Raw genomic sequence first — 21611 nt, 5'->3', positions numbered from 1 at the left:
CTTGGCGATTCAAACAATAATGAAGAATGATGAAAAAATTACGAATTTCTCTTATAAATATTCACGGACTCCTAAAAGGTTCTGGTCTTGAAATAGGACGAGATGCTGATAATGGAGGACAAACCAAATACATTTACGAATTAGCAGAATTTTTATCACAACATGAAGATGTAGAGCATGTTCACCTTTTTACAAGATTAATTGACGATCCTTCTCTTTCTCCCGAATACGCAGTTCCAGTTGAAATTATCAACGAAAAATTAGATATCAGACGAATTCCGTTTTTAGGAAAAAAATACAAGGCAAAAGAACAACTTTGGGAAGGTTTGGACACTTTTGTAAATGGCGTTGTACAACATATTAAACAGTACAACATTTTTCCCGACTGGCTGCATTCTCATTATGCCGATGCCGGATATGCTGCTGCAGAATTATCAGCAATTTTAAATATTCCTTTTGCTCATACAGGACATTCATTAGGTTTCTACAAAAAGAAAAAATTATTAGAAAGCGGACAAATTGAGGAAGATCTTGAAAAGAAATTCAAATTTAAAGCAAGAATGGCGGCTGAAGAAAGAACCTTAGAACTTTCCGAATTTATTGTTACTTCAACCGAACAGGAAATTGAAACTTATAAAGCTTACAAAAATTTCGAATTAGGAAAATACCATGCGATTTCTCCAGGAATAGATACAAGAAAATTTGTTCCGTATTATTTTCAAGAAGGTGATTCTGAAAAAAATATGGAAGAAATACAGCGAAAATACTGGGTTTCAGAAAGCATTTCAAAATTTCTTACTAATCCGCATAAGCCTATTATTCTGGCACTTTCAAGACCTGACCGTCATAAAAACTTGAATACGTTAATTGAAGTTTACGGAAAAGACAAAGAGCTCCAAAGCATTGCCAATTTGGTGATTTTTGCTGGTATCCGAAAAGATATAGCCAAAATGCCTGAATCTGAAAAAAACGTTTTGACTGACTTGCTTCTGCTAATGGATAAATACGATTTGTACGGAAAAATGGCCATTCCTAAAAAGCATGATGTCGAGAATGAAGTTTCTATTATTTATCGATATGCCGCAGAAAAAAGAGGTGTTTTTGTGAATTTGGCTTTGCATGAAAATTTCGGCTTGACCGTTATTGAATCAGCAAGTTCGGGACTTCCGGTAGTTGTTACCAAAAACGGAGGACCATCAGAAATTATTCCTGTCTGCCAAAATGGAGAATTAGTAGATCCGCAGGAAGAAAATCAAATTAAAAAAGCACTTCGAAATATTTTAACCGATGAAAATCAATGGAAATATTATTCTAATAATGGCGCCATCAATATTCAAAAACATTACAGCTGGGTAAGCCACGTCAATCAATATGTTGAATTGATTAATGAAAATTTATCGCTTTCTTCTGGAGCTGGAATTAAAAAACAGCACTATCCTAATATTAATATCAGCCGTTTAAAAAGAAAAATCGATCATTTATTAGTTTCAGATATTGACGGAACTCTTATCGAACCTAAACTTGCCAATCCTGGTTTAAAGGAATTAAAAACACATCTTATCAATCGTACTGATAAAATGGCTTTTGCAATGGCTTCTGGACGAAATTTAGATTTGGTCAAAAAAGTAATTGACGAAGAAGAATTTCCTCTCCCCGACTTTATTATCTGCTCTGTTGGAACAGAAATTTATTATACGAACGGCAAAGATTATATTCTTGACAAAGGCTGGGCAAAATTTTTAGCAGGACGATGGAAAAGAGATGACATTGTAAACAGATTAAGCTCTGTTAAATGGATCAAATTACAGGAAGAAGAAGCTCAGAATCCTTATAAAATTTCTTTTTACTATGAAAAGGAAAACTACGATCATGAAGAACTAATCCGCGTTTTAGGAACGGGCTGGTACAAAGTAAATATAATTCCGAGTCACGGTCAGTTTTTGGATTTTATTCCGAAAAGAGCTTCTAAAGGAAATGCTATCAAATTTCTATGCCGTAAGTGGTCTATTCCGTTGTCAAATGTCATTGCGGCAGGAGATTCAGGAAATGATGTAGATATGTTTAGAGGTCCTGTAAAAGGAATTATTGTTGGAAACAGAAGTGCCGAGCTGGCAGATTACGAGACAACAAAAAGCATTTACGTAGCTAAAACTGCAGCATCTGAAGGGATTTTAGAAGGATTGAAACATTATAAAATCATTAAATAACAGGCTGGTTATTTAATAATAAATATATAGAAACATAGANAAAAAAAAAAATACTAACAGATTAAATAAGTAATAAAATGTATTCAGGTTCAGGGTTTAGTAGTTGGGAAATTGGAGATGTTGATGTATTTATAGATGAAAAAGGAATTCACCATTTATTTCATTTAATTATTCCAAATCACGATTATATTGCTCATGCAGTATCAAAAGACGGTCTTTCGTGGAAAAGGGTAAAAAACGCCTTATTTGTAGGCGATCCAGGAGAATGGGATGATGATATGTTATGGACTATGCATGTCAGTAAAAAATCGGAAGGTGATGGCTATGAAATGTATTATACAGGCTTAAAACGTCAAGATAAAGGAATTGAACAGAAAGTTGGCCGAGCAATTTCTGCCGATTTAATTACTTGGAAAAAGGAAAACTTATACGGACTTCCGTTTAAAAGCGAAGCACCGCATTATGAAGGAAAAAATAATAATCCGCGAGAATGGATTAGTTTTCGAGATCCTTTTAAATATCAATATAAAGGTGAAGATTATCTCTTAATATGTGCTAGAAGTGCCTCTGGGCCAATATATCGCCGAGGTTGCATTGGCGTTGCCAAGAGAGAAAAAGACGGATATGTGTTGCAAAAACCGCTTCATATTCCATACGTTTATGACGATGTGGAATGCCCATGCGTTTTCGAAATCAAGGGAATGCACTATCTTTTAGGATCTATTAGAGAAGATATTAAAGTCCGTTATTGGTCTGCTCCTGAATTTAAAGGCGAATATTTTGCTTTTCATAATAATGTATTGCTGCCACAAGGAAATTATGCCGCACGTGTTGTAAAAGATGGTAAACACTTTTTGGTCTATAATTTTTATTTCGCTGACGGAAATGTGAACACACACCGTGTTATCCCGCCGCCCAAAGAATTAGATATTGATAAAAGCGGAAGACTTCTTTTAAAAAGCTATTATTACTGGGAAAAACTTTATCAAAAGACCATTCTACAAAAAGATCTCCCTCATCCCTTGCCTATTTTAGGAAATCCAACCGCCGAATTTGTTTTAGAGAATGAAAATAAATGGCGCTTTGGCTGTCGAAGCGGTTACGAAATTTATGGTTTCGAAAAACCTTCAAGCGATTTTGTCTGGGAAGGAACTCTTGCTGTTGAAGGAATGGGAAAAACCGGCTTTGTAATTGAATGTGACAAAGAAGGAACAGGATATTATATTTCGATTGATTTTATGAATGGCTTTGTTCAGTTTAGAGCGTGGGGATTTAATGAAAAAGATGTGAAGAACAATTTTATCTTCGAAAATATTCAAACCAATCAATTTGAAATTGGAGAAGAGAAACAAATCTATTTTAAGATTATTCGTTACGGAAATTACTATGAACTTTCAATTAATGATATTGTCAAATTAACTTTGTTGGATTTTAAATACAACGAAGGAAAAGTTGGAATTTATGTGTGTTCGGCAGTAATCTCTATAAGTGATTCACAAATTCATGTAATTCCAGAACCAGAAAATGAATATGCGGCTTCAGATCCGGAAAAATATAACGAAGATTATAATAGAATTATGCAGTTAGATACGCGTACAAATACCAATTAACTTAAAATTTACGATTATGAAAACTAAAATAAAGAGAATTATTCCTGGAATATTTTTTTGTCTGGCTTTTAATTTATCACAAGCGCAGCAAAGTAATGACACTCAAAAATGTCGTTATACCAAAACAAATTATGGCTATTTAATGGTTCTTCGCGAAGGCGATAATGTTCTTTCTCAAATTGAAAATCTGGCAAAAGAACAAAAAATTCCATCAGCAAATTTTACAGGAATTGGTTTTGCCCAAGATGCTACTTTTGGTTTTTATGATTTTGGAGAAAAGAAATTTCATCCAAAAACTTTCAATAAAGTAGAAATGGGAAGTATTACTGGTTCTATTGCCTGGAGTGAAAACAAATCATCGATACACATGCACGGAGTTGCAACCGATGACAAATTTGATGCTTATGGAGGTCACATCCTTGCTCTAAAAGTGGGAACTGGTTCGATGGAAATTTATATTACCGTAAATGATGAAAAGCTGGAAAGAAAAATAGAACAGCCGTTGAATGCGAATGTTTTGCAGTTACCTTGCTTGAAATAAAGATAATGAAAATCTAATATCTACATTTAGTTTGGATTTTCTACGAGATTTAATTTAATCTTTCGGTACTTTCTATTCTTAAACAATTTTCTGCTCCCAAATATAGCGGATTTCCGTGTTTTTCCGACCAAAATCCATTTAAGACATCTTTGGTAATGCATCTATAAACTGCAACACCTTTATAAGTTTTCTTATCATCTCCTTTGTAACTAAAATTAATTACTAAAATATTATCCTTAAAAAAGCCATGTCCTTTTTGAATCTGCGAATCGTTAATAAGCCAATGCGCTGCAATTCTATTATTTTTATCTAGTGTCAAGGTTAAAATACCCTTGTAGGTTATCTCGTTACTCTCATCTTGATTACTTCCAGAAATGGAATATTTACCTGCTAAATCTTGTATAGTCATTTGTTATTATAATGATTTACACCTTTGAGGCATAAATATGACACAAAATTACAGCAAAAAAAAAATTAATAAAAACAAAAATCTATCTAAGCTAAGACTCTGTATTGTTTGCACTTTTCATACTTACTATAAATTATTCAGCATTAAAAAAATTGTCTTAAGTCCCCCCTCTGGAAATTTACATTTTATTTATCATTAGGCACAGGAGCATTTTCTGCAATCAGTTTTTCATGTTTTAGCTCTTCCCAAAATGCTGTAGGAATTGATTTCTTGAAAGAATTGGCATTTTCAAAAACCTGTTCTGCATTCCAGGCTCCCGGAATAACCGCAGAAACAACATTAGGTGCTGCCGAAAACTGAAGCGCAGCTGTACGTAGATCAACGTCATGTTTTATAGATATATCAAGCAGTCTGTTTCTCTTTTCAATTACACCGTCAGGGAATGTTCCCAAATAATCGTATCGTTCAACACCTGCCAGAAAGCCAGCATTTAGCGGAGCACCTACAACTATAGAAATATCTCTTTCTTCACATAGAGGAAACAATTTGTTTAATGCCTCTTCGTGCTTAATTAATGAATACTGTGTTGCTGAAAGGAAAATATCGGGATCTGCATGCTCAATTGCTTTCAATGCTGGTTCAAGAGTATTTACACCAAAACCCCAGGCCTTTATAATACCTTCTTCACGCATTTTGGTTAGTTCCGGAATTGCTCCTTTCATGGCTTCATCAAAGTACTTTGTCCAGTTTTCCTTCATATCTTCGTTATCTGGAGAGAGATCGTGTATATAAACAATATCTAAATACGGCAGGCCTAAGCGCTGCAAACTATCTTCGATACTTCTTCTAATTCCTTCTGCGGAATAATCGTAACGATAAGAAAAATTAAGTTTTCCTTTCCACAAACCATTTTCTAATTTGAAATCTTTGTCTGGAGTAAGCAAACGGCCTACTTTTGTGGAAAGAGTAAATTCTTCACGTTTTTTATTTCTAAGGAAATGCCCGAAGCGGCGTTCACTAAGTCCTAAGCCATACCAAGGTGAAGTGTCAAAATAACGTACACCATTATTCCATGCCTCTTCCAAGGCTTGCGTAATACTAGTATCGGGATTTTCATGAAATCCGTTTCCCGCTGCGACTCCGCCCAGTCCTGATAAACTTAAGGGACGATAACGTTTGTTTTGGTTATTATTTTGTTCCATAGCAGTTTTATTTTAAAAAATTCTGAATGAACGTACAGACAGAAAAAGATTAGTGCTCATACATCGAATGATGAATGATTTACAAATTTCTGCTAAATCTTGGTTTTTATAATATAGAATTACAATTCGAAGATTACATTATTAACAGCAATAAATACTCGTCGTATAAAAAAAGAGACAATTCAAACATAACTGAACTAATCTTCTGTAAATTAAAGTTTTCTTAAAGCTTAACACTCCAAAAATTATTTTTAGTAACTTAAATAAATGTTATAGGACAATAATAATTATCAACTTAAAATAATAAAGATGATGGAAGATATTAAAATACTTGAAAACAGTCTTAAAGGAAAAAATGTAGTTATAACTGGAGCAAGCAGTGGTGTTGGCCGGGCTGCAGCAGAAGCATTCGCAAGAGAGGGTTGTAATATTATTGCAGTTGCCAGAGGTCAGAAAGGCATTAATGAAGTTGTGGACTATTGCCGAAGTTTAAATGTTTTGTGTGTTGGTGTAAGTGCAGACATGTCAATTGCTGAAGATGTTGAGAAAGTCGTTAAAGAAGCCCTTGCCATAAATGGTAAAATTGATATATGGGTAAATAATGCCGGAGTGATGGCAAGCGGAAAATTTGAAGAAATTCCTTTAGAAATTCATCAGCAGGTCATTAAAACCAATTTGTTCGGATACATGCATGGGGCTTATAATGTCATTAAAATTTTTAAGAATCAAGATGAAGGAATTTTAATTAATAACATATCTATTGGTGGATTTATGCCTGCACCTTATAGCGCTGTGTATTCTGCTTCAAAATTTGGAATAAAAGGTATGATGGAATGTCTCCAAGGTGAAATATCAAACCGTTCAAATATCCACATCTGTAATCTATATCCTCAGTTACAAAATTCAACTGGAAATCTGCATTCAGCAAAATACTCGGGTTTTGATATGAAAATTCCATTTATTGCTTCTGATCCGCGTAATACCGCAGCTAAAATGGTAGAACTAGCAAAACATCCAAAAAAAGATATGTTTCCCGATTTTCCCGCTGCGGCAATAACAAACCTTTATCGAGTTTTTCCAAAAACTGTGATTAATACAGCATCTGCAGCCGTAAGGTTAAAAATGAAGCTTAACGACAATAAGGAAAATAATCCTGGAAATGTTTTGGAAAACTCTAAAGAACCTCTTCGAGTTCATGGAAAACTTCCGTCAAAAACTACTCATAACTTCGGTTTAGGACTGCTTGCAGGATTAGGTATAACTACAGCTTTACTGTTAGTGAGTAAAAAGCTGTAAAAATTGACGAGCTTGTATGTTTTCGGCAAAAAAATATTATTATAAATAACTTTCTATTTTACCAGACGAATTCCTGAAAATTGCCATTGGTGTTTTGGGTGGAAAAAATTACGATAGGACGAACGGCTGTGACCTTGTGGAGTAGCGATTGAAGCTCCTCTTAAAACCATCTGATTGACCATAAATTTACCGTTATACTCACCAATCGCACCTGCTTCTTTCTTATACCTAGGATAAGGAAGATAGGCGCTTCCTGTCCATTCCCATCTTTCACCCCAATTAAAATAACTAGACGCTGCTTCCCATTCTTCTTCTGTAGGCAGTCTCATACCCTTCCATGCTGCAAACGCCGAAGCTTCATAAAAATTCACATGGCAGACTAGATCAAGTGGATCAATATCCTGCAATCCGCTCAAAGTATAGTGCTGCCATTTACCATCAATAGAATGCCAGTAAAGTGGTGCTTTTGCATTTTGCTGCATAACCCAGTCCCAGCCTTCTGAATGCCAGTATTTAAAATTTTCGTAACCACCCTCTTCCATAAACTGGAGATATTCCTCATTCGTTACAAGCGATGACGCAATTTCAAAAGCTCCTAAATATTTTTTATGCCTTCCAGATTCGTTGTCAAAACTAAAACCTGTTCCATTAAATCCTATTTCATAAATATCCTCTGGCATCGCAATAAATCGAGATTCTTCTCTTTTTACAATAACTTCTTCCATTTCTTTATAGACAGGAAAAAGTGGATTGTGCCCTAAAATATATTTAATGTCGGTTAATAGAAGTTCTTGATGCTGCTGTTCGTGGTTCAAACCTAATTCTAAAACAGCGTAAAGCTCGTCTGAAAGATCATTATCGTGATTTAAATAAGCTTCCATCTGTTCATCGACATGAGCTCGGTATGCATATATATCGGCAACCGACGGACGGCTTAGATTACCACGGTCTGTACGCACTACTCTGGCTCCTACAGTTTCATAATAGCTGTTAAAAACAAAGTTGTACTGTGGATTGAATTCTTTATATCCTTGAAAATTCGGAATAAGAATAAAAGTCTCAAAAAACCAAGTTGTATGTCCTAAATGCCATTTGGGCGGACTCACATCTGCAATAGGCTGTACTACATAATCCTCTATTTCAAGTGGACGGCATATTGTCTCAGAATGTCTGCGTATTTTTTTGTACTGCGATAAAATTAATAGCGCATCATTTTTTTGTGCTGTCTGTTCCATAATTATTGCTTTTAAACGGCTTTCCAAAACGCATCGACAAACCACTCCTTGCTATCCTTAATGCTATAAACCTGTGTAAATCCCGACTGTGCGGCCATTTTCTCGGTATCTTCAATAGAGAATTTCTGTGAAACCTCCATATAAACCGCCTCATTTTCGGCAAAATGAAATACAGCGTCGTCAATAGAAACCTTCTGATCTTCAAGACTAATTAGATAACTTCTGCACGCGCCGCTAAGAGGATCATAAGTTTCATAATGCTCAAATTTATCCACCTTAAAATCAGCTTTCAGCTCTTTATTAATACGCTCAAGCAGATTAAGGTTAAAGGAAGCTGTTACTCCTTTTGCATCATTGTATGCATTAAGAATTGTATTAGGTTCTTTTTTTAAGTCAAAGCCAATCATAACTATATCGCCTTTATTGAGATTCTTTCTCAGTTCAAAACAAAAACGATAGGCTTCTTCTAGCTCCATATTGCCGATATTACTTCCTAAAAACAATATCACTTTTCTACGAGAGGAAAGTTGTGCAGCTTTGTACAGCATGTCAAAATATTCTCCTTCAAGACATAAAATATCTAGGCCTGGTATATTTTTCTTCAATTTTTCATCTAAAACCGAAAGTATATTTCCTGATATATCAATTGGCATGTATCTAAAATCTGTAAGTTCATTTTTTAGATATCGCAGCAAATGCATTGATTTTGATGCATCACCTGCTCCTAATTCAATTAAATCAAATGGCGTTTGAGCTGCATTAATACCAGCCGCTATTTCAGCAGTTTTATTTTCAAAAATATCCATTTCACAGCGAGTCAAATAATATTCAGGTAAGTTCATAATTTCCTGAAAAAGTGTGTCGCCACGTTGATCATAAAAATATTTTGACTGGAGATGTTTTGGATGCTGCCGTAAACCAGCAATTACATCCTGAAGAAAATTATTTTTATTTTGTTCTTCTGTTTCTATATTTTCTTTTATAGCTGTTTCAAATAATTTCATATGTATCGCATTTTTTTGACAGAAAATAATTCCCCATTTAATTAGAGATATTATAACTGTAACTTTTTCTTACTTAAAGGTACGTTTTATTCATGTTTGATAAGTTCTTTATTAAACAGAATCTTAACTTAAAAAAACTGCAGCAACCATCATTAGTAGCTGTGACAGACATTATATTTTACTAATCCTTAAAAATTCAATTACAATTATTTTATACCACCTAATACTTGATCCAAAAATTCTCCGTAATTTTTACTTTCTTTAATGATAAATGAAAAACCTAGAATGACTAAATTATCTTTCACAACTCCTATTAAACTGCCATTTTCTTATTTTCTAAACCAAGATGTTATTTTCCTTGCGAAAGATCTTTTGGGAAAAGTACTTTTTACTCAAATCGATGGAAAAATAACTGCTGGAATAATTGTTGAAACAGAAGCCTATTTTGGTGTACATGATAAAGCTTCTCACGCATATGGCGGACGAAGAACTGATAGAACAGAAACACTTTACAGCCAAGGCGGTATTTCTTATGTTTATCTCTGTTATGGAATTCATCACTTGTTTAATATTGTAAGTTCTGTTGAAGGCGAACCACATGCCGTTTTAATACGAGGTATCGAACCATTGATAGGAAAAGATATTATGGAAGAGAGACGGAAAATGTCTGCTTCAAAAGGCGCAATTTCGGCTGGACCTGGCTCTGCAGCAAAAGCCTTAGGAATTGATCGCTCTTTTAATAAAAAAGATTTAGGCGGCGATGAAATATGGGTTGAAGATCATGGCATCCGTTATGATGAGGAACAAATTGCTGCATCGCCGAGAGTTGGCGTAGCTTATGCTCAAGACCATGCTTTGCTTCCGTGGAGGTTTTTCATTAAAGAAAACAAATATGTCAGCAAACCAAATAAAATTTAAATGCAGCACTTATTCATAATTAAAATCCCGTAATAAATAATACGGGATTTTGAAGTGCTCTTACAATTCATTACTTTTTATTGTACAAAATAATTTACTGCTGCGATAATTCAGCTTCTGTATGTAGCGCACAAACCCAATTATTATTTTCTTTAATCCAAGTAGAAGTACAGGCACATTTCATAGAACTTTTTTTGGTATCATCTGCTATTCCTAATTCTATTGAATAAGCTATTATCGCCGTATTTTCAGTAAGTAACTGCGCTTCAATATCAGAAATATTCAATACTTTTATTTTATCTCCATCTCCTGACTCAAACATCTTTTTAAACTTATCTTCATTTACACTTTGCACACCATTCTTTCCAGCGATTATACAGGGAAAATGAGTAAGTTGTTTCACCGTTTCATAATCGTGATTTTCCATTCCCTGCCAATATTTTTTTTCCAGTTCAATAATTTGCTTTTCCATGACTATCTTATTATTAATTAAACAGTTATACAAAGTTCAAACTAAAATCGAAATGCGTTACATTTTTAACATAGATTTAATGTGGAGTTTGATCATTCAAAGCGAGAAAATTCAGATATGTAGATGTTAATTTACAGCAAGGTAAATTCTTTAAATGAAATGGATTTAATAAAAATATTCCACCTTATTAGTTGTATAAATTTGATTAAAAAACAATTTAAAATGTTAATTATATAAATCGAAGTTGAAATTATATAAATTTAATTGTTGCCGTAATTTTACTTTTCAGTTACCAAATTCTATACATCTAAAAATCTAATATGAAAAAAAATTACTCAAAATTTTTACTGTTTGTTAATTAACAGCATAATTAAATCCGGTTGTCCCAAAATTTAAAAATGAAGATTAGACGAATGCAAAATACTTCTCTAACTCACCGATACTTTAACGGCTCGCACAGCGAGCTTTGGTTAATGAGGCTTCCTAATTATTGCACTTTAATTTAACAGCAAACTAAAATGAATTATAAAAATATACTGCAGATAGATGACGATATTGACGACTGCGAATTTTTTATGGAAGCGCTCCAGGCAGTATCTCAAGCGGGATATACTTCTATGCATAATCCTGTAGAAGCGCTTAACAAATTGATTCTAAAAGAACTTAAACCTGATATAATATTCCTTGATTTGAATATGCCTATTATGTCTGGTTTTGAGTTTTTAATTGAAATAAAAAAGCAGGAAATTATAAAAAACATCCCAGTTATTATTTTTTCTACTTCACAGATGGAAGAGATAAAACGCAAAGCAAGAAACTATGGGGCTGATGAATATATATCCAAACCAAGTGACTTTGATGAAATGAAAAAAATTCTAGCCCATTATACAGCGTGAGAAATTTACACCTGAGATTGGTAATGTATTCATTTTCAGAAACAGCATATTTCCCGCTATTTTTATCGTTAAAGAAACTGACCATTTACGGGGCTTTATAACAGTTGGAAAATGAAATTATCAACACAAATACTTCTGGCGTTTTCGCTGATCATACTACTTTCTGTTGCAGATTCATATTCGAATTACCGCTTATCTCGTAAAGTGCATCTCAACTCACAGTTTCTCTCCAAATCAGAAGATGTGATCCGTAACTCAAACAAGACCCATAGAGCTATACTGGAAATGCAAAGTGCTTTGAGGGGCTACCTGCTTACTAATGATACCACTTTTCTGCGCCCCTATTACAAGGGACTGGAAAAAGTACCGCTATTTTTCAAACAACAGCATAAACTTATTGATGATAATGAAACACAGCGCCGTATTTTGGACTCAGTAGCCGTGCTTCATGATGCATGGCTTGTCTATACTGCTGAAATAATAAACGCCAGAATGGAAAACCCTGAAACTTATCAGTTACTGTTAGACTCCAAACTTCGAAAACATGTCGGTAAGAATATTAATGATTCTATAACAGCTAAATTTAAAAGATTTGACAAGTTAGAATATAAAACTCGAAAACATCATAGTGAAATGCTGCTGCATTCCCTTCATAAGACAAGAACATATTCTTTGATTTTCTTGTCCCTGACTATTTTCGCTGGAATATGCAGTACTGCTTATATTGTAATTATGATAACCAACCGCATTAATTCGATGGTGCGTCTTGCTGATACCATTTCAAAAGGTCGTTTTACCATAGTTCGGGATTCTAAAAACGACGAGCTTAGCGCCTTAGCCTCCTCTTTAAACATCATGTCCCAAAAATTAGAGAAGAATATTCAGGAACTAGAAAACAAAAATGAAGAACTTAATAAATTTGCTTATGTGGTTTCTCATGATCTAAAGGCGCCGCTGCGTGGGATTTATAATGTTATTACCTGGATTGAAGAAGACTTGTCGGAGGAAATTTCTCCTGCTCTTCGCAATTATTTAAACATCATACCTAAAAGAACTCAACGCATGGAAGCTTTGATCAACGGACTGCTCGACTATGCCCGCATCAACCAGAAATCAGCTCCCGAATTAGTTGATACAAATGCACTTGTAAATGAAATCACTCAAGCCATAGTACCGAGGGATTTTACTGTTGAATTGCGTAACCTGCCTGAAATTTTTACCGAGCGTCTTAAACTTGAACAGGTATTTTCTAATTTAATCAGCAATGCCGTTAAGTATTCAAAACCAAACGAGGGCCGTATTGAAATTGATTGCCTGACAATTTTAGATGTTTACGAATTTTCCGTAAAAGATTATGGAATTGGAATTGATCCCGAATATCACAAGAAAATATTTGAAATCTTTCAAACACTCCGAGAAAAAAATGAAATGGAAAGCACTGGTGTTGGTCTGGCAATTGTAAAAAAAATTATTGACGATCAGGGAGAAAGCATACAAGTACACTCACGATTGGGAGAAGGAACAACATTTACTTTCACTTGGAAAAATAATAAAAGAATATGAAAACACCCACCATTTTACTAATTGAAGATGATGAACTGGACACTATATCTGTAGAACGTTCATTAAAAAAACTAGAAATCCAATACGAGCTTCATACGGCTTATAACGGACTTGAAGCGTTGCATCTTCTACGTGGTGAAGCTGGTAAAGCCCTTTATCCTGATGTAATTCTTTTGGACATTAATATGCCAAGAATGAATGGAATAGAGTTTCTTAAAATCATACGTGGAGATGAAAAATTAAAAGACCTGAAAGTTTTTATAATGACTACCTCCTCTGAAAGTAATGACCGCATCAATGCAGAAAATTTAGGAATATCAGGCTATATTATAAAGCCTCTCAATTATACAGACAATACCAAAAGACCTGATTCAATGGATGCTTTTGTACAGTTTCATCTGCGTAAAATATTATTGGACGAAAGCGTATAAAGCATTCCTTTTACACATCCCATAAACCAAAAAAATAATCAAACCAAGAACCGTCTATTATGAAAAAATCAAAACCTGTCACAAAAAAATCCAGCGGCGAAGAACTGCTTGTACTTCCCGTGGTAACTGATAAAAAAAGCGCCAAGATCAAAGATCAGTCCGAAGAATCCGTGCTAAGCGATGCCGAGTTTTTAAAAATTCTGATGAAAGTAAAAAACGGTAATTTCTCGCAGCGTTTTCCTACCGATCAAAATGGTATCAAAAGATCAATCTGCGACACTTTAAATGAAATAATTGATCTGAATGAACGAATGGTATTCGAATTTCAGAAAGTTGGAAAAAGCATTGGTAAACAAGGAAAATTAACGAATCGTGTCGTTCTAGACGGTGCACGCGGTTCGTGGAGTTCCTGCGTGGATTCTGTTAATACACTGATCTCTGATCTGGTGCATCCAACAATTGAAATTGCACACGTAATTACCTCTGTTGCAAAAGGAAATTTATCACAGGAAATGCCTTTATCCATTGAAGGAAATCCACTTCAAGGAGAATTCCTTAGAATTGCCAAAGAGGTAAACGGGATGGTAAAACAGCTGAACCTATTCTCTATGGAGGTTACCCGTGTAGCCCGTGAGGTGGGAACTGATGGAAAACTGGGAGGACAGGCAAAAGTACGCGGTGTGGGCGGTGTATGGAAAGATTTGACAGACTCTGTAAATAAAATGGCGAGTAACTTAACGGGTCAGGTACGTAATATTGCAGATGTAACCACTGCGGTAGCAAAAGGAGATTTGTCTAAAAAAATTACCGTTGACGTAAAAGGGGAAATCTTAGAATTAAAAAATACTATCAATACCATGGTAGATCAGCTGAACTCTTTTTCTTCTGAGGTAACTCGTGTGGCGCGTGAGGTAGGAACCGAAGGAAAACTGGGCGGACAAGCACAAGTAAAAGGTGTCGGCGGAACTTGGAAAGATTTAACGGATTCCGTAAATCAGATGGCATCCAACTTAACCGGACAGGTACGTAATATTGCCGATGTAACAACGGCCGTAGCAAGAGGAGATTTATCTAAAAAAATTACAGTAGACGTAAAAGGAGAAATCCTGGAGCTTAAAGATACCATTAACACGATGGTGGATCAGCTGAACTCTTTCTCTTCTGAAGTAACCCGTGTTGCTCGTGAGGTAGGTTCCGAAGGAAAATTGGGCGGCCAGGCAAAAGTACGAGGGGTCGGCGGAGTTTGGAAAGATTTGACCGATTCGGTAAATCAAATGGCATCCAACTTAACAGGTCAGGTGCGTAATATTGCCGAGGTAACAACAGCAGTGGCAAAAGGAGATTTATCTAAAAAAATTACCGTAAACGTTGAAGGAGAAATCCTGGAATTAAAAAACACCATCAATACCATGGTGGATCAGCTGAACTCATTTGGTGCCGAGGTAACTCGTGTGGCGCGTGAGGTAGGTTCTGAAGGAAAACTGGGAGGTCAGGCAAAAGTAAAAGGTGTCGGAGGAACATGGAAAGATTTAACCGATTCGGTGAACCAGATGGCATCTAACCTTACCGGACAGGTTCGTAATATTGCAGAGGTAACAACGGCCGTGGCAAATGGTGACCTTTCGAAAAAAATTACAGCTGTAGCCGAGGGAGAAATCCTCGAGTTGAAAAAAACCATTAATACAATGGTGGATCAGCTGAACTCTTTCTCTTCTGAGGTTACGCGTGTGGCACTTGAGGTGGGTACAGAAGGAAAACTAGGCGGTCAAGCGAAAGTAAAAGGTGTCGGAGGAACATGGAAAGATTTGACTGATTCTGTGAACCAAATGGCTTCCAACTTAACCGGACAAGTACGTAATATTGCGGAGGTAACAACAGCCGTAGCAAAAGGAGATTTATCCCGCCAGATTACGGTTGATACCAAAGGAGAAATCCTAGAGTTAAAAAATACAATTAATACCATGGTGGGTCAGCTGAACTCTTTCGCTTCTGAGGTAACTCGTGTGGCACGTGAAGTTGGTACCGAAGGAAAACTGGGAGGACAAGCGCAGGTTGAAGGTGTTGGTGGAACTTGGAAAGATTTAACGGATTCGGTAAACCAAATGGCATCCAACCTTACTGGACAAGTGCGTAATATTGCCGAAGTAACAACAGCCGTAGCAAAAGGAGATTTATCGCTTCAGATTACGGTTGATGTAAAAGGAGAAATCTTAGAGTTAAAAAATACAATTAATACCATGGTGGATCAGCTTCGAGGCTTTGCTTCGGAGGTAACAAGGGTTTCACGAGAAGTAGGAACCGAAGGAAAACTGGGAGGACAAGCAAACGTACCAGGAGTTGCCGGAACATGGAAAGATTTAACAGATTCCGTTAACCAAATGGCAGGAAATCTTACCGCTCAGGTACGTAATATTGCCGATGTGGCAATTGCAGTGGCGAATGGAGATATGTCCCGAAAAATTACTGTTGACGTTCGTGGAGAAATTTTGCAGCTAAAAGAAACCTTAAATACAATGGTGGACCAGCTTCGTGAATTTGCTTCTGAGGTAACTCGTGTGGCTCGTGAGGTAGGAACCGAAGGAAAATTGGGAGGTCAGGCGAATGTACCAGGTGTTGCCGGAACATGGAAGGATTTAACAGATTCGGTGAACCAGATGGCGGGTAACTTAACGACTCAGGTTCGTAATATTGCCGAAGTAACAATTGCCGTAGCCAACGGAGATATGTCGAAAAAGATTACGGCCGACGTTCGTGGAGAAATTCTACAATTGAAAGAAACCGTAAATACAATGGTGGATCAGCTTCGTGCCTTCGCCTCTGAGGTAACTCGTGTGGCGCGTGAGGTGGGTACCGACGGAAAACTGGGTGGACAAGCATTCGTGCCTGGTGTTGCTGGGACATGGAAAGATTTAACGGATTCGGTTAACCAGATGGCATCGAACTTAACCGGTCAGGTGCGTAATATTGCCGATGTAACCAAAGCAGTTGCAAATGGTGACCTTTCCAAACAAATTACCGTTGACGTAAAAGGAGAAATTCTAGATTTGAAAAATACCTTTAATACGATGGTAGAACAGTTAAATTCATTTGCTTCTGAAGTTACGCGTGTGGCGCGTGAGGTGGGTACCGAAGGAAAACTGGGCGGACAGTCTGAAGTAAAAGGTGTTGCGGGAACATGGAAAGATTTAACCGATTCGGTTAACGTAATGGCTTCTAACTTAACAGGTCAGGTTCGTGGAATCGCAAAAGTGGTAACATCTGTAGCAAAAGGAAATCTAAAACAAAAATTATCCATTGATGCCAAAGGTGAAGTTGCACAGTTAACCGATACCATCAACGAAATGATTGATACGCTTGCCACATTCTCAGATCAGGTAACAACAGTTGCGCGTGAAGTTGGTGCCGAAGGAAAACTGGGAGGACAAGCAAACGTACCAGGAGCTTCTGGAACGTGGAAAAACTTAACAGAAAATGTAAACCAGTTAGCGGCGAATCTAACCACTCAGGTACGTGCGATTTCTGAGGTAGCATCGGCAGTAACACAGGGAGATTTAACACGAACTATTGGTGTTGAAGCAAAAGGTGAAGTTGAGGCACTTAAAGACACTATTAATCAGATGATTTTTAATCTTAAAGCAACTACTTTACGTAATCAGGAACAAGACTGGCTGAAATCGAATTTGGCTAAGTTTACCCAAATGCTTCAGGGTCAAAAAGAATTGAATGCAGTTACTAAAAAAATCCTTTCAGAACTTGCTGCAGTGGTAACCGCTCAGCATGGTCTATTTTATATTTTAGAAGAAGGCGAAGAATTTATGGATTCTAAATTAAACCTAATTGCTTCTTACGCTTATATAAAACGAAAAAATTCCCTTACTCAATACGGTATGGGAGAAGGTCTAATTGGCCAGGTTGCAGTAGAAAAAGAAAGAATAATACTGAGCAACGTTCCGAAAGACTACATTAAAATAAATTCAGGACTTGGCGATGCCAGACCTAAAGACGTCATTATTCTTCCAGTGCTCTTTGAAGGCAGACTTAAAGCAGTTATTGAATTGGCATCACTTGATACCTTCAGCCAGATACACTTGGATTTCCTTGAAGGACTTACAGAAAGTATTGGTATTGTAATTAATACCATCGAATCCAATTCAAGAACTGAAGAGCTCTTGGTACAATCCCAATCACTTGCCAGCGAGCTTAAAAGTCAGCAGGAAGTACTTAAAAATACCAACGAAGAATTAGAGGAAAAAGCAATATTATTGGCCAATCAGAAAGAAGAAGTAGAACTTAAAAACCAAGAAGTCGAGGTTGCCCGTAAAGCACTTGAGGAAAAAGCCGATCAGCTGACGCTTACTTCAAAATACAAATCCGAGTTCTTGGCCAATATGTCTCACGAACTTCGTACTCCTTTGAACAGTTTACAGATTCTAGCTAATGAACTAATTGCGAACCGAGACGGGAATTTATCCGAAAAACAAATTCAGTTTGCGAAAACCATTAACTCTTGTGGAGATGACCTTATTCAGCTGATTAATGACATCCTAGATCTTTCTAAAATTGAGTCAGGGTATATTTCTGTGGATTACAACCCGATTAGCTTTGAGGAAATAAGCCGTTTTGTAGCTTCTACCTTCAACCCTATTTCAGAAGCCAAACATCTTAATTTTGAAATCAAAATGGATGAAAATCTTCCTGAAATTATGGAAACTGATTCACAACGTTTAAACCAAATTCTGAAAAATCTTTTATCCAACTCTTTTAAATTCACTGAAAAAGGATCTGTTAAACTAAACATTTACAAGGCAGAACATAATTGGAAAGCTAAAAGCAGCAGTCTGGATAATGCCGAAGCTGTCGTAGCTTTTGAAATATCAGATACTGGAATTGGAATCTCTAAAGAAAAACAGAATATTATTTTTGAAGCCTTTCAACAGGCAGAAGGTTCTACAAGCCGTAAGTATGGAGGAACAGGTCTTGGATTATCAATCAGCCGAGGACTTTCTGACCTACTGGGAGGAAGCATAGAACTGGAAAGTGACACCAACATTGGAAGTAAATTCACTTTATTTCTACCTTTAAAATTTGTCCATATTCCAGAAATCGAAGATATTACAGTCAATGAAGAAACAAGTGTGCTTCATGCTGGAAAGAGCCGTTTAAAATCACTTCCATCTTCGAGTTTTAAATCATCAGATACTGATCTGTATTTTGCAGACGAAATTGGTGATGACAGGACTTCTATCAAACCAGAAGACAAAGTGCTGCTGATCGCAGAGGATAATGAAACTTTTGCTAAAATTCTTCTTGAGAGAGCTCATCAGCACAATATTAAAGCTATTGTAACCACAAGAGGTAATGACGTGGTGGATTATATCAATCACTTCCAGCCTCATGCCATTACAATGGATCTTAATATGCCCGATACCAGCGGCTGGAAAATTCTAGACAGATTAAAAACTGATTTTACCCTGCGCCACATTCCCGTATATATTATCTCGGGAGAAGATGAAAGAAACAAAGGACTCAAACGAGGTGCCAGAAACTTTCTAGTCAAACCTGTAAAAAATGATATTCTAACCTCACTTTTTAATGATATTCAGAATTTCAAAAATAATGCACAAAAAAACCTGCTTATTGTAGATGACAATCCAGCGGAACTGGACCGTATAATTAAAGCGGTACAGGGAGACGATATTTCAATTGATACTGCTTTGACAGCAAAACAGGCAGTGGAGCTTATTGAGACAAAATCTTTCGACTGTATTATACTAGATCTTGTTCTTCCTGATGCAGACGGACTAGATCTCATCAGCGATCTTGAAAACAATATCAGCGGACAGGAAACAGCAATTATTGTCCATTCAGCTGGTGATCTAAGCAAAAAACAGCGCAGTAAACTCGGCCGTTTTGCCCATAGTATTATTAGCAAAAGTGCTGTTTCAATGGATGAGCTTGTGGACCAGACTGCTCTTTTCATGCATCGTGTGCATAAAGAACTGCCTGAAGATATGAAAAAGCGTATTGAAACGTTTTACTTAAAAGAAGATGTACTACTAAATAAAAAAGTACTTTTGGTAGATGACGATGTTCGAAACCTTTTTGCCCTTACTACAGCACTGGAACGATTTGGACTGGATGTTATAAGCGCCGAAAGTGGTCACGAGGCGGTTGAAATACTAAACGGAAACGAAACTATCGATATTGTACTAATGGATATCATGATGCCCGAACTTGATGGTTATGAAACTATGAAAATTATTCGAAGAAATCCTAGACATAAAGATCTGACTATTATTGCAGTCACTGCTAAAGCCATGAAAGGAGACAGACAACGATGTATTGAATCTGGAGCTTCTGACTACATTACCAAACCTGTCAATGTAGAACAGCTGTCTTCACTGATGAGAGTATGGCTAAAATAATATTTTAATATGGAAAGCCTCATGGAAAAACATCCCGTAAAAATATTAATAGTCGATGACAAGAAAGAAAACCTACTTTCTCTTCAAGTCATTCTGGCTGGTCAGGGATATGAATTTGTAGAAGCTTCTTCAGGTAAAGATGCTTTAAGAATACTCCTAAAAAACCAAGATTTTGCCATTATCCTCATGGATGTGCAGATGCCGCTTATGGACGGTTTTGAAACAGCCGAGCTCATACGCCAAAGTGATAAACTTAAGCATGTTCCTATTATCTTTCTAACAGCTAATATGGATACTTCCGACTATATTTTCAAAGGATACCAATCTGGAGCTGTGGATTATATGATTAAACCGCTTTCTTCAGAAATTCTTAAAGCCAAAGTTTTAGTTTTTACCGAATTGTATAAAAAGAATAAGGAACTGCAGCTTAAGGAAGAAGAAACAGCTGCCTTAAATCACAAAATTGTAAAAGCTAACGAAAAATTAGCTCAACAGTATGCAGCTATTGAAAAATATGCGGCAGAATTAAAACAGAAGAATGCGGAACTGGATGCATTTACTCAGATTTCCAGCCATGATCTTCAGGAACCGCTGCGAAAAATCCAGACTTTTTCCAACATGATTCTTACAAAAGAATATTCGAATTTGAGCGAAGATGGAAAATCAAAATTTGACAGGATTTTATATGCAGCCAACCGCATGCGAAATCTAATTAACGATTTACTAGTATTCTCACAAGCAAGCACTACGGAGCACATTTATGAACATACAGACCTAAGCGTCATTATTGAAAATGTGAAAGAAGCTCTCTCTGAAAACATCAAGGATAAAAAAGCTGTCATTACAACTGAACTACATGGTAAGATTTATATTATCCCATTTTTATTTGTACAACTGCTGGAAAACCTAACCAATAATGCTTTAAAATTTTCACAGAAAGATATTCCTCTTACCATTGAAATTAAAAGCCGTCTGCTTTCTGGACAGGAATTAGAAAATGAAAAGTTACAGCCCGAGCAAAACTACTGTCACATTGCTTTTAAAGATAATGGGATTGGTTTTGATTCCCAGCACAGCGAGAAAATATTTGGTGTTTTTCAAAGACTGCACAGCAGAGATGATTACGATGGAACCGGAATAGGACTGGCTATTGTGAAAAAGATAGTAGACAATCATAACGGAATAATTACAGCGACAGGAAAACATATGGAAGGAGCCACTTTTCACATTTATATTCCTCAATAATTCTATCTTTCAGAGCATTTACTTTTCATTATACAAAGGATTAAAATAGTGTAGATACAGCCAATATTGCAATAATGAGAATATCAAGAAATCTTTATTGGCTGTTTAAAATAAAACCAATAAAAACGAAAAAACCCTGTTTCGATTAGAAACAGGG

15 protein-coding genes are annotated in these 21611 nt (G+C 36.2%); 10 read left to right on the top strand and 5 right to left on the bottom strand.

Annotated features, from left to right (window positions below; translation table 11 throughout):
* Nucleotides 1–26 precede the first annotated feature (26 nt).
* From ASE40_RS01310 to ASE40_RS01300, 3 genes are all read left to right on the top strand, one after another.
* Entirely contained in the window at nt 27–2207 is a 2181-nt protein-coding gene (locus ASE40_RS01310; protein ID WP_057115006.1) for an HAD-IIB family hydrolase, read from the top strand.
* A gap of 77 nt (nt 2208–2284) precedes the next feature.
* Nucleotides 2285–3817: a glycosyl hydrolase family 32 gene (locus tag ASE40_RS01305; RefSeq protein ID WP_057115005.1), complete on the top strand. Its 1533-nt coding sequence runs from the start codon at nt 2285–2287 to the stop codon at nt 3815–3817.
* A gap of 16 nt (nt 3818–3833) precedes the next feature.
* A complete protein-coding gene (locus ASE40_RS01300) occupies nt 3834–4358 on the top strand; it encodes a PPC domain-containing DNA-binding protein (RefSeq protein WP_057115004.1) in 525 nt (174 codons plus the stop codon).
* 49 nt (nt 4359–4407) lie between these two features.
* Here the strand turns inward: ASE40_RS01300 and ASE40_RS01295 are convergent, their stop codons facing one another.
* Together ASE40_RS01295 and ASE40_RS01290 are read right to left on the bottom strand one after the other, a co-directional pair.
* Nucleotides 4408–4767: a hypothetical protein gene (locus ASE40_RS01295; RefSeq protein WP_057115003.1), complete on the bottom strand. Its 360-nt coding sequence runs from the start codon at nt 4765–4767 to the stop codon at nt 4408–4410.
* Between the two features lie 185 nt (nt 4768–4952).
* Nucleotides 4953–5969, bottom strand: coding sequence for an aldo/keto reductase (locus ASE40_RS01290; protein ID WP_057115002.1), 1017 nt, complete (start codon nt 5967–5969; stop codon nt 4953–4955).
* A 309-nt stretch (nt 5970–6278) separates the two neighbouring features.
* On the opposite strand from ASE40_RS01290, the gene ASE40_RS01285 reads away from it, so the two are divergent.
* Nucleotides 6279–7265, top strand: a complete 987-nt coding sequence (locus tag ASE40_RS01285) for an SDR family NAD(P)-dependent oxidoreductase (protein WP_241774307.1) — start codon at nt 6279–6281, stop codon at nt 7263–7265.
* Nucleotides 7266–7318: 53 nt separating this feature from the next.
* Here ASE40_RS01285 and egtB read toward each other — a convergent pair whose 3' ends face one another.
* Nucleotides 7319–8500, bottom strand: coding sequence for an ergothioneine biosynthesis protein EgtB (egtB, locus tag ASE40_RS01280; protein ID WP_057115042.1), 1182 nt, complete (start codon nt 8498–8500; stop codon nt 7319–7321).
* Between the two features lie 11 nt (nt 8501–8511).
* Nucleotides 8512–9504: an L-histidine N(alpha)-methyltransferase gene (gene egtD / locus ASE40_RS01275; RefSeq protein ID WP_057115000.1), complete on the bottom strand. Its 993-nt coding sequence runs from the start codon at nt 9502–9504 to the stop codon at nt 8512–8514.
* A gap of 285 nt (nt 9505–9789) precedes the next feature.
* Between egtD and ASE40_RS01270 the strand changes: the two genes are divergently transcribed.
* Nucleotides 9790–10422: a DNA-3-methyladenine glycosylase gene (locus tag ASE40_RS01270; RefSeq protein ID WP_057114999.1), complete on the top strand. Its 633-nt coding sequence runs from the start codon at nt 9790–9792 to the stop codon at nt 10420–10422.
* Nucleotides 10423–10516: 94 nt separating this feature from the next.
* Here the strand turns inward: ASE40_RS01270 and ASE40_RS01265 are convergent, their stop codons facing one another.
* Nucleotides 10517–10894: a nuclear transport factor 2 family protein gene (locus ASE40_RS01265; RefSeq protein ID WP_057114998.1), complete on the bottom strand. Its 378-nt coding sequence runs from the start codon at nt 10892–10894 to the stop codon at nt 10517–10519.
* A 518-nt stretch (nt 10895–11412) separates the two neighbouring features.
* On the opposite strand from ASE40_RS01265, the gene ASE40_RS01260 reads away from it, so the two are divergent.
* The 5 genes from ASE40_RS01260 (at nt 11413) to ASE40_RS01240 (ending at nt 21454) form a co-directional block, all read left to right on the top strand.
* On the top strand, nt 11413–11790 hold the full coding sequence (locus ASE40_RS01260; RefSeq protein WP_057114997.1) for a response regulator: 378 nt from the start codon (nt 11413–11415) through the stop codon (nt 11788–11790).
* Nucleotides 11791–11901: 111 nt separating this feature from the next.
* On the top strand, nt 11902–13353 hold the full coding sequence (locus ASE40_RS01255) for a sensor histidine kinase (protein WP_082586729.1): 1452 nt from the start codon (nt 11902–11904) through the stop codon (nt 13351–13353).
* On the top strand, nt 13350–13784 hold the full coding sequence (locus ASE40_RS01250; protein ID WP_057114995.1) for a response regulator: 435 nt from the start codon (nt 13350–13352) through the stop codon (nt 13782–13784). Before ASE40_RS01255 ends, ASE40_RS01250 begins: the two co-directional genes overlap by 4 nt.
* 59 nt (nt 13785–13843) lie before the next feature.
* A complete protein-coding gene (locus ASE40_RS01245; RefSeq protein WP_082586728.1) occupies nt 13844–20209 on the top strand; it encodes a HAMP domain-containing protein in 6366 nt (2121 codons plus the stop codon).
* Between the two features lie 9 nt (nt 20210–20218).
* Nucleotides 20219–21454: a sensor histidine kinase gene (locus ASE40_RS01240; RefSeq protein ID WP_082586727.1), complete on the top strand. Its 1236-nt coding sequence runs from the start codon at nt 20219–20221 to the stop codon at nt 21452–21454.
* Nucleotides 21455–21611: the final 157 nt, after the last annotated feature.

The sequence above is a fragment of the Flavobacterium sp. Root935 genome (genome assembly GCF_001429295.1).
Lineage (GTDB): Bacteria > Bacteroidota > Bacteroidia > Flavobacteriales > Flavobacteriaceae > Flavobacterium.
This window is presented reverse-complemented; position numbering and strand designations above follow the sequence as displayed.

Bases quoted from the DNA above. Each gene is read 5' to 3' on its own strand.
- ASE40_RS01310 (WP_057115006.1), top strand. From the start codon at position 27: ATGATGAAAAAATTACGAATTTCTCTTATAAATATTCACGGACTCCTA.
- ASE40_RS01305 (WP_057115005.1), top strand. From the start codon at position 2,285: ATGTATTCAGGTTCAGGGTTTAGTAGTTGGGAAATTGGAGATGTTGAT.
- ASE40_RS01300 (WP_057115004.1), top strand. From the start codon at position 3,834: ATGAAAACTAAAATAAAGAGAATTATTCCTGGAATATTTTTTTGTCTG.
- ASE40_RS01295 (WP_057115003.1), bottom strand. From the start codon at position 4,767: ATGACTATACAAGATTTAGCAGGTAAATATTCCATTTCTGGAAGTAAT.
- ASE40_RS01290 (WP_057115002.1), bottom strand. From the start codon at position 5,969: ATGGAACAAAATAATAACCAAAACAAACGTTATCGTCCCTTAAGTTTA.
- ASE40_RS01285 (WP_241774307.1), top strand. From the start codon at position 6,279: ATGATGGAAGATATTAAAATACTTGAAAACAGTCTTAAAGGAAAAAAT.
- egtB (WP_057115042.1), bottom strand. From the start codon at position 8,500: ATGGAACAGACAGCACAAAAAAATGATGCGCTATTAATTTTATCGCAG.
- egtD (WP_057115000.1), bottom strand. From the start codon at position 9,504: ATGAAATTATTTGAAACAGCTATAAAAGAAAATATAGAAACAGAAGAA.
- ASE40_RS01270 (WP_057114999.1), top strand. From the start codon at position 9,790: ATGACTAAATTATCTTTCACAACTCCTATTAAACTGCCATTTTCTTAT.
- ASE40_RS01265 (WP_057114998.1), bottom strand. From the start codon at position 10,894: ATGGAAAAGCAAATTATTGAACTGGAAAAAAAATATTGGCAGGGAATG.
- ASE40_RS01260 (WP_057114997.1), top strand. From the start codon at position 11,413: ATGAATTATAAAAATATACTGCAGATAGATGACGATATTGACGACTGC.
- ASE40_RS01255 (WP_082586729.1), top strand. From the start codon at position 11,902: ATGAAATTATCAACACAAATACTTCTGGCGTTTTCGCTGATCATACTA.
- ASE40_RS01250 (WP_057114995.1), top strand. From the start codon at position 13,350: ATGAAAACACCCACCATTTTACTAATTGAAGATGATGAACTGGACACT.
- ASE40_RS01245 (WP_082586728.1), top strand. From the start codon at position 13,844: ATGAAAAAATCAAAACCTGTCACAAAAAAATCCAGCGGCGAAGAACTG.
- ASE40_RS01240 (WP_082586727.1), top strand. From the start codon at position 20,219: ATGGAAAGCCTCATGGAAAAACATCCCGTAAAAATATTAATAGTCGAT.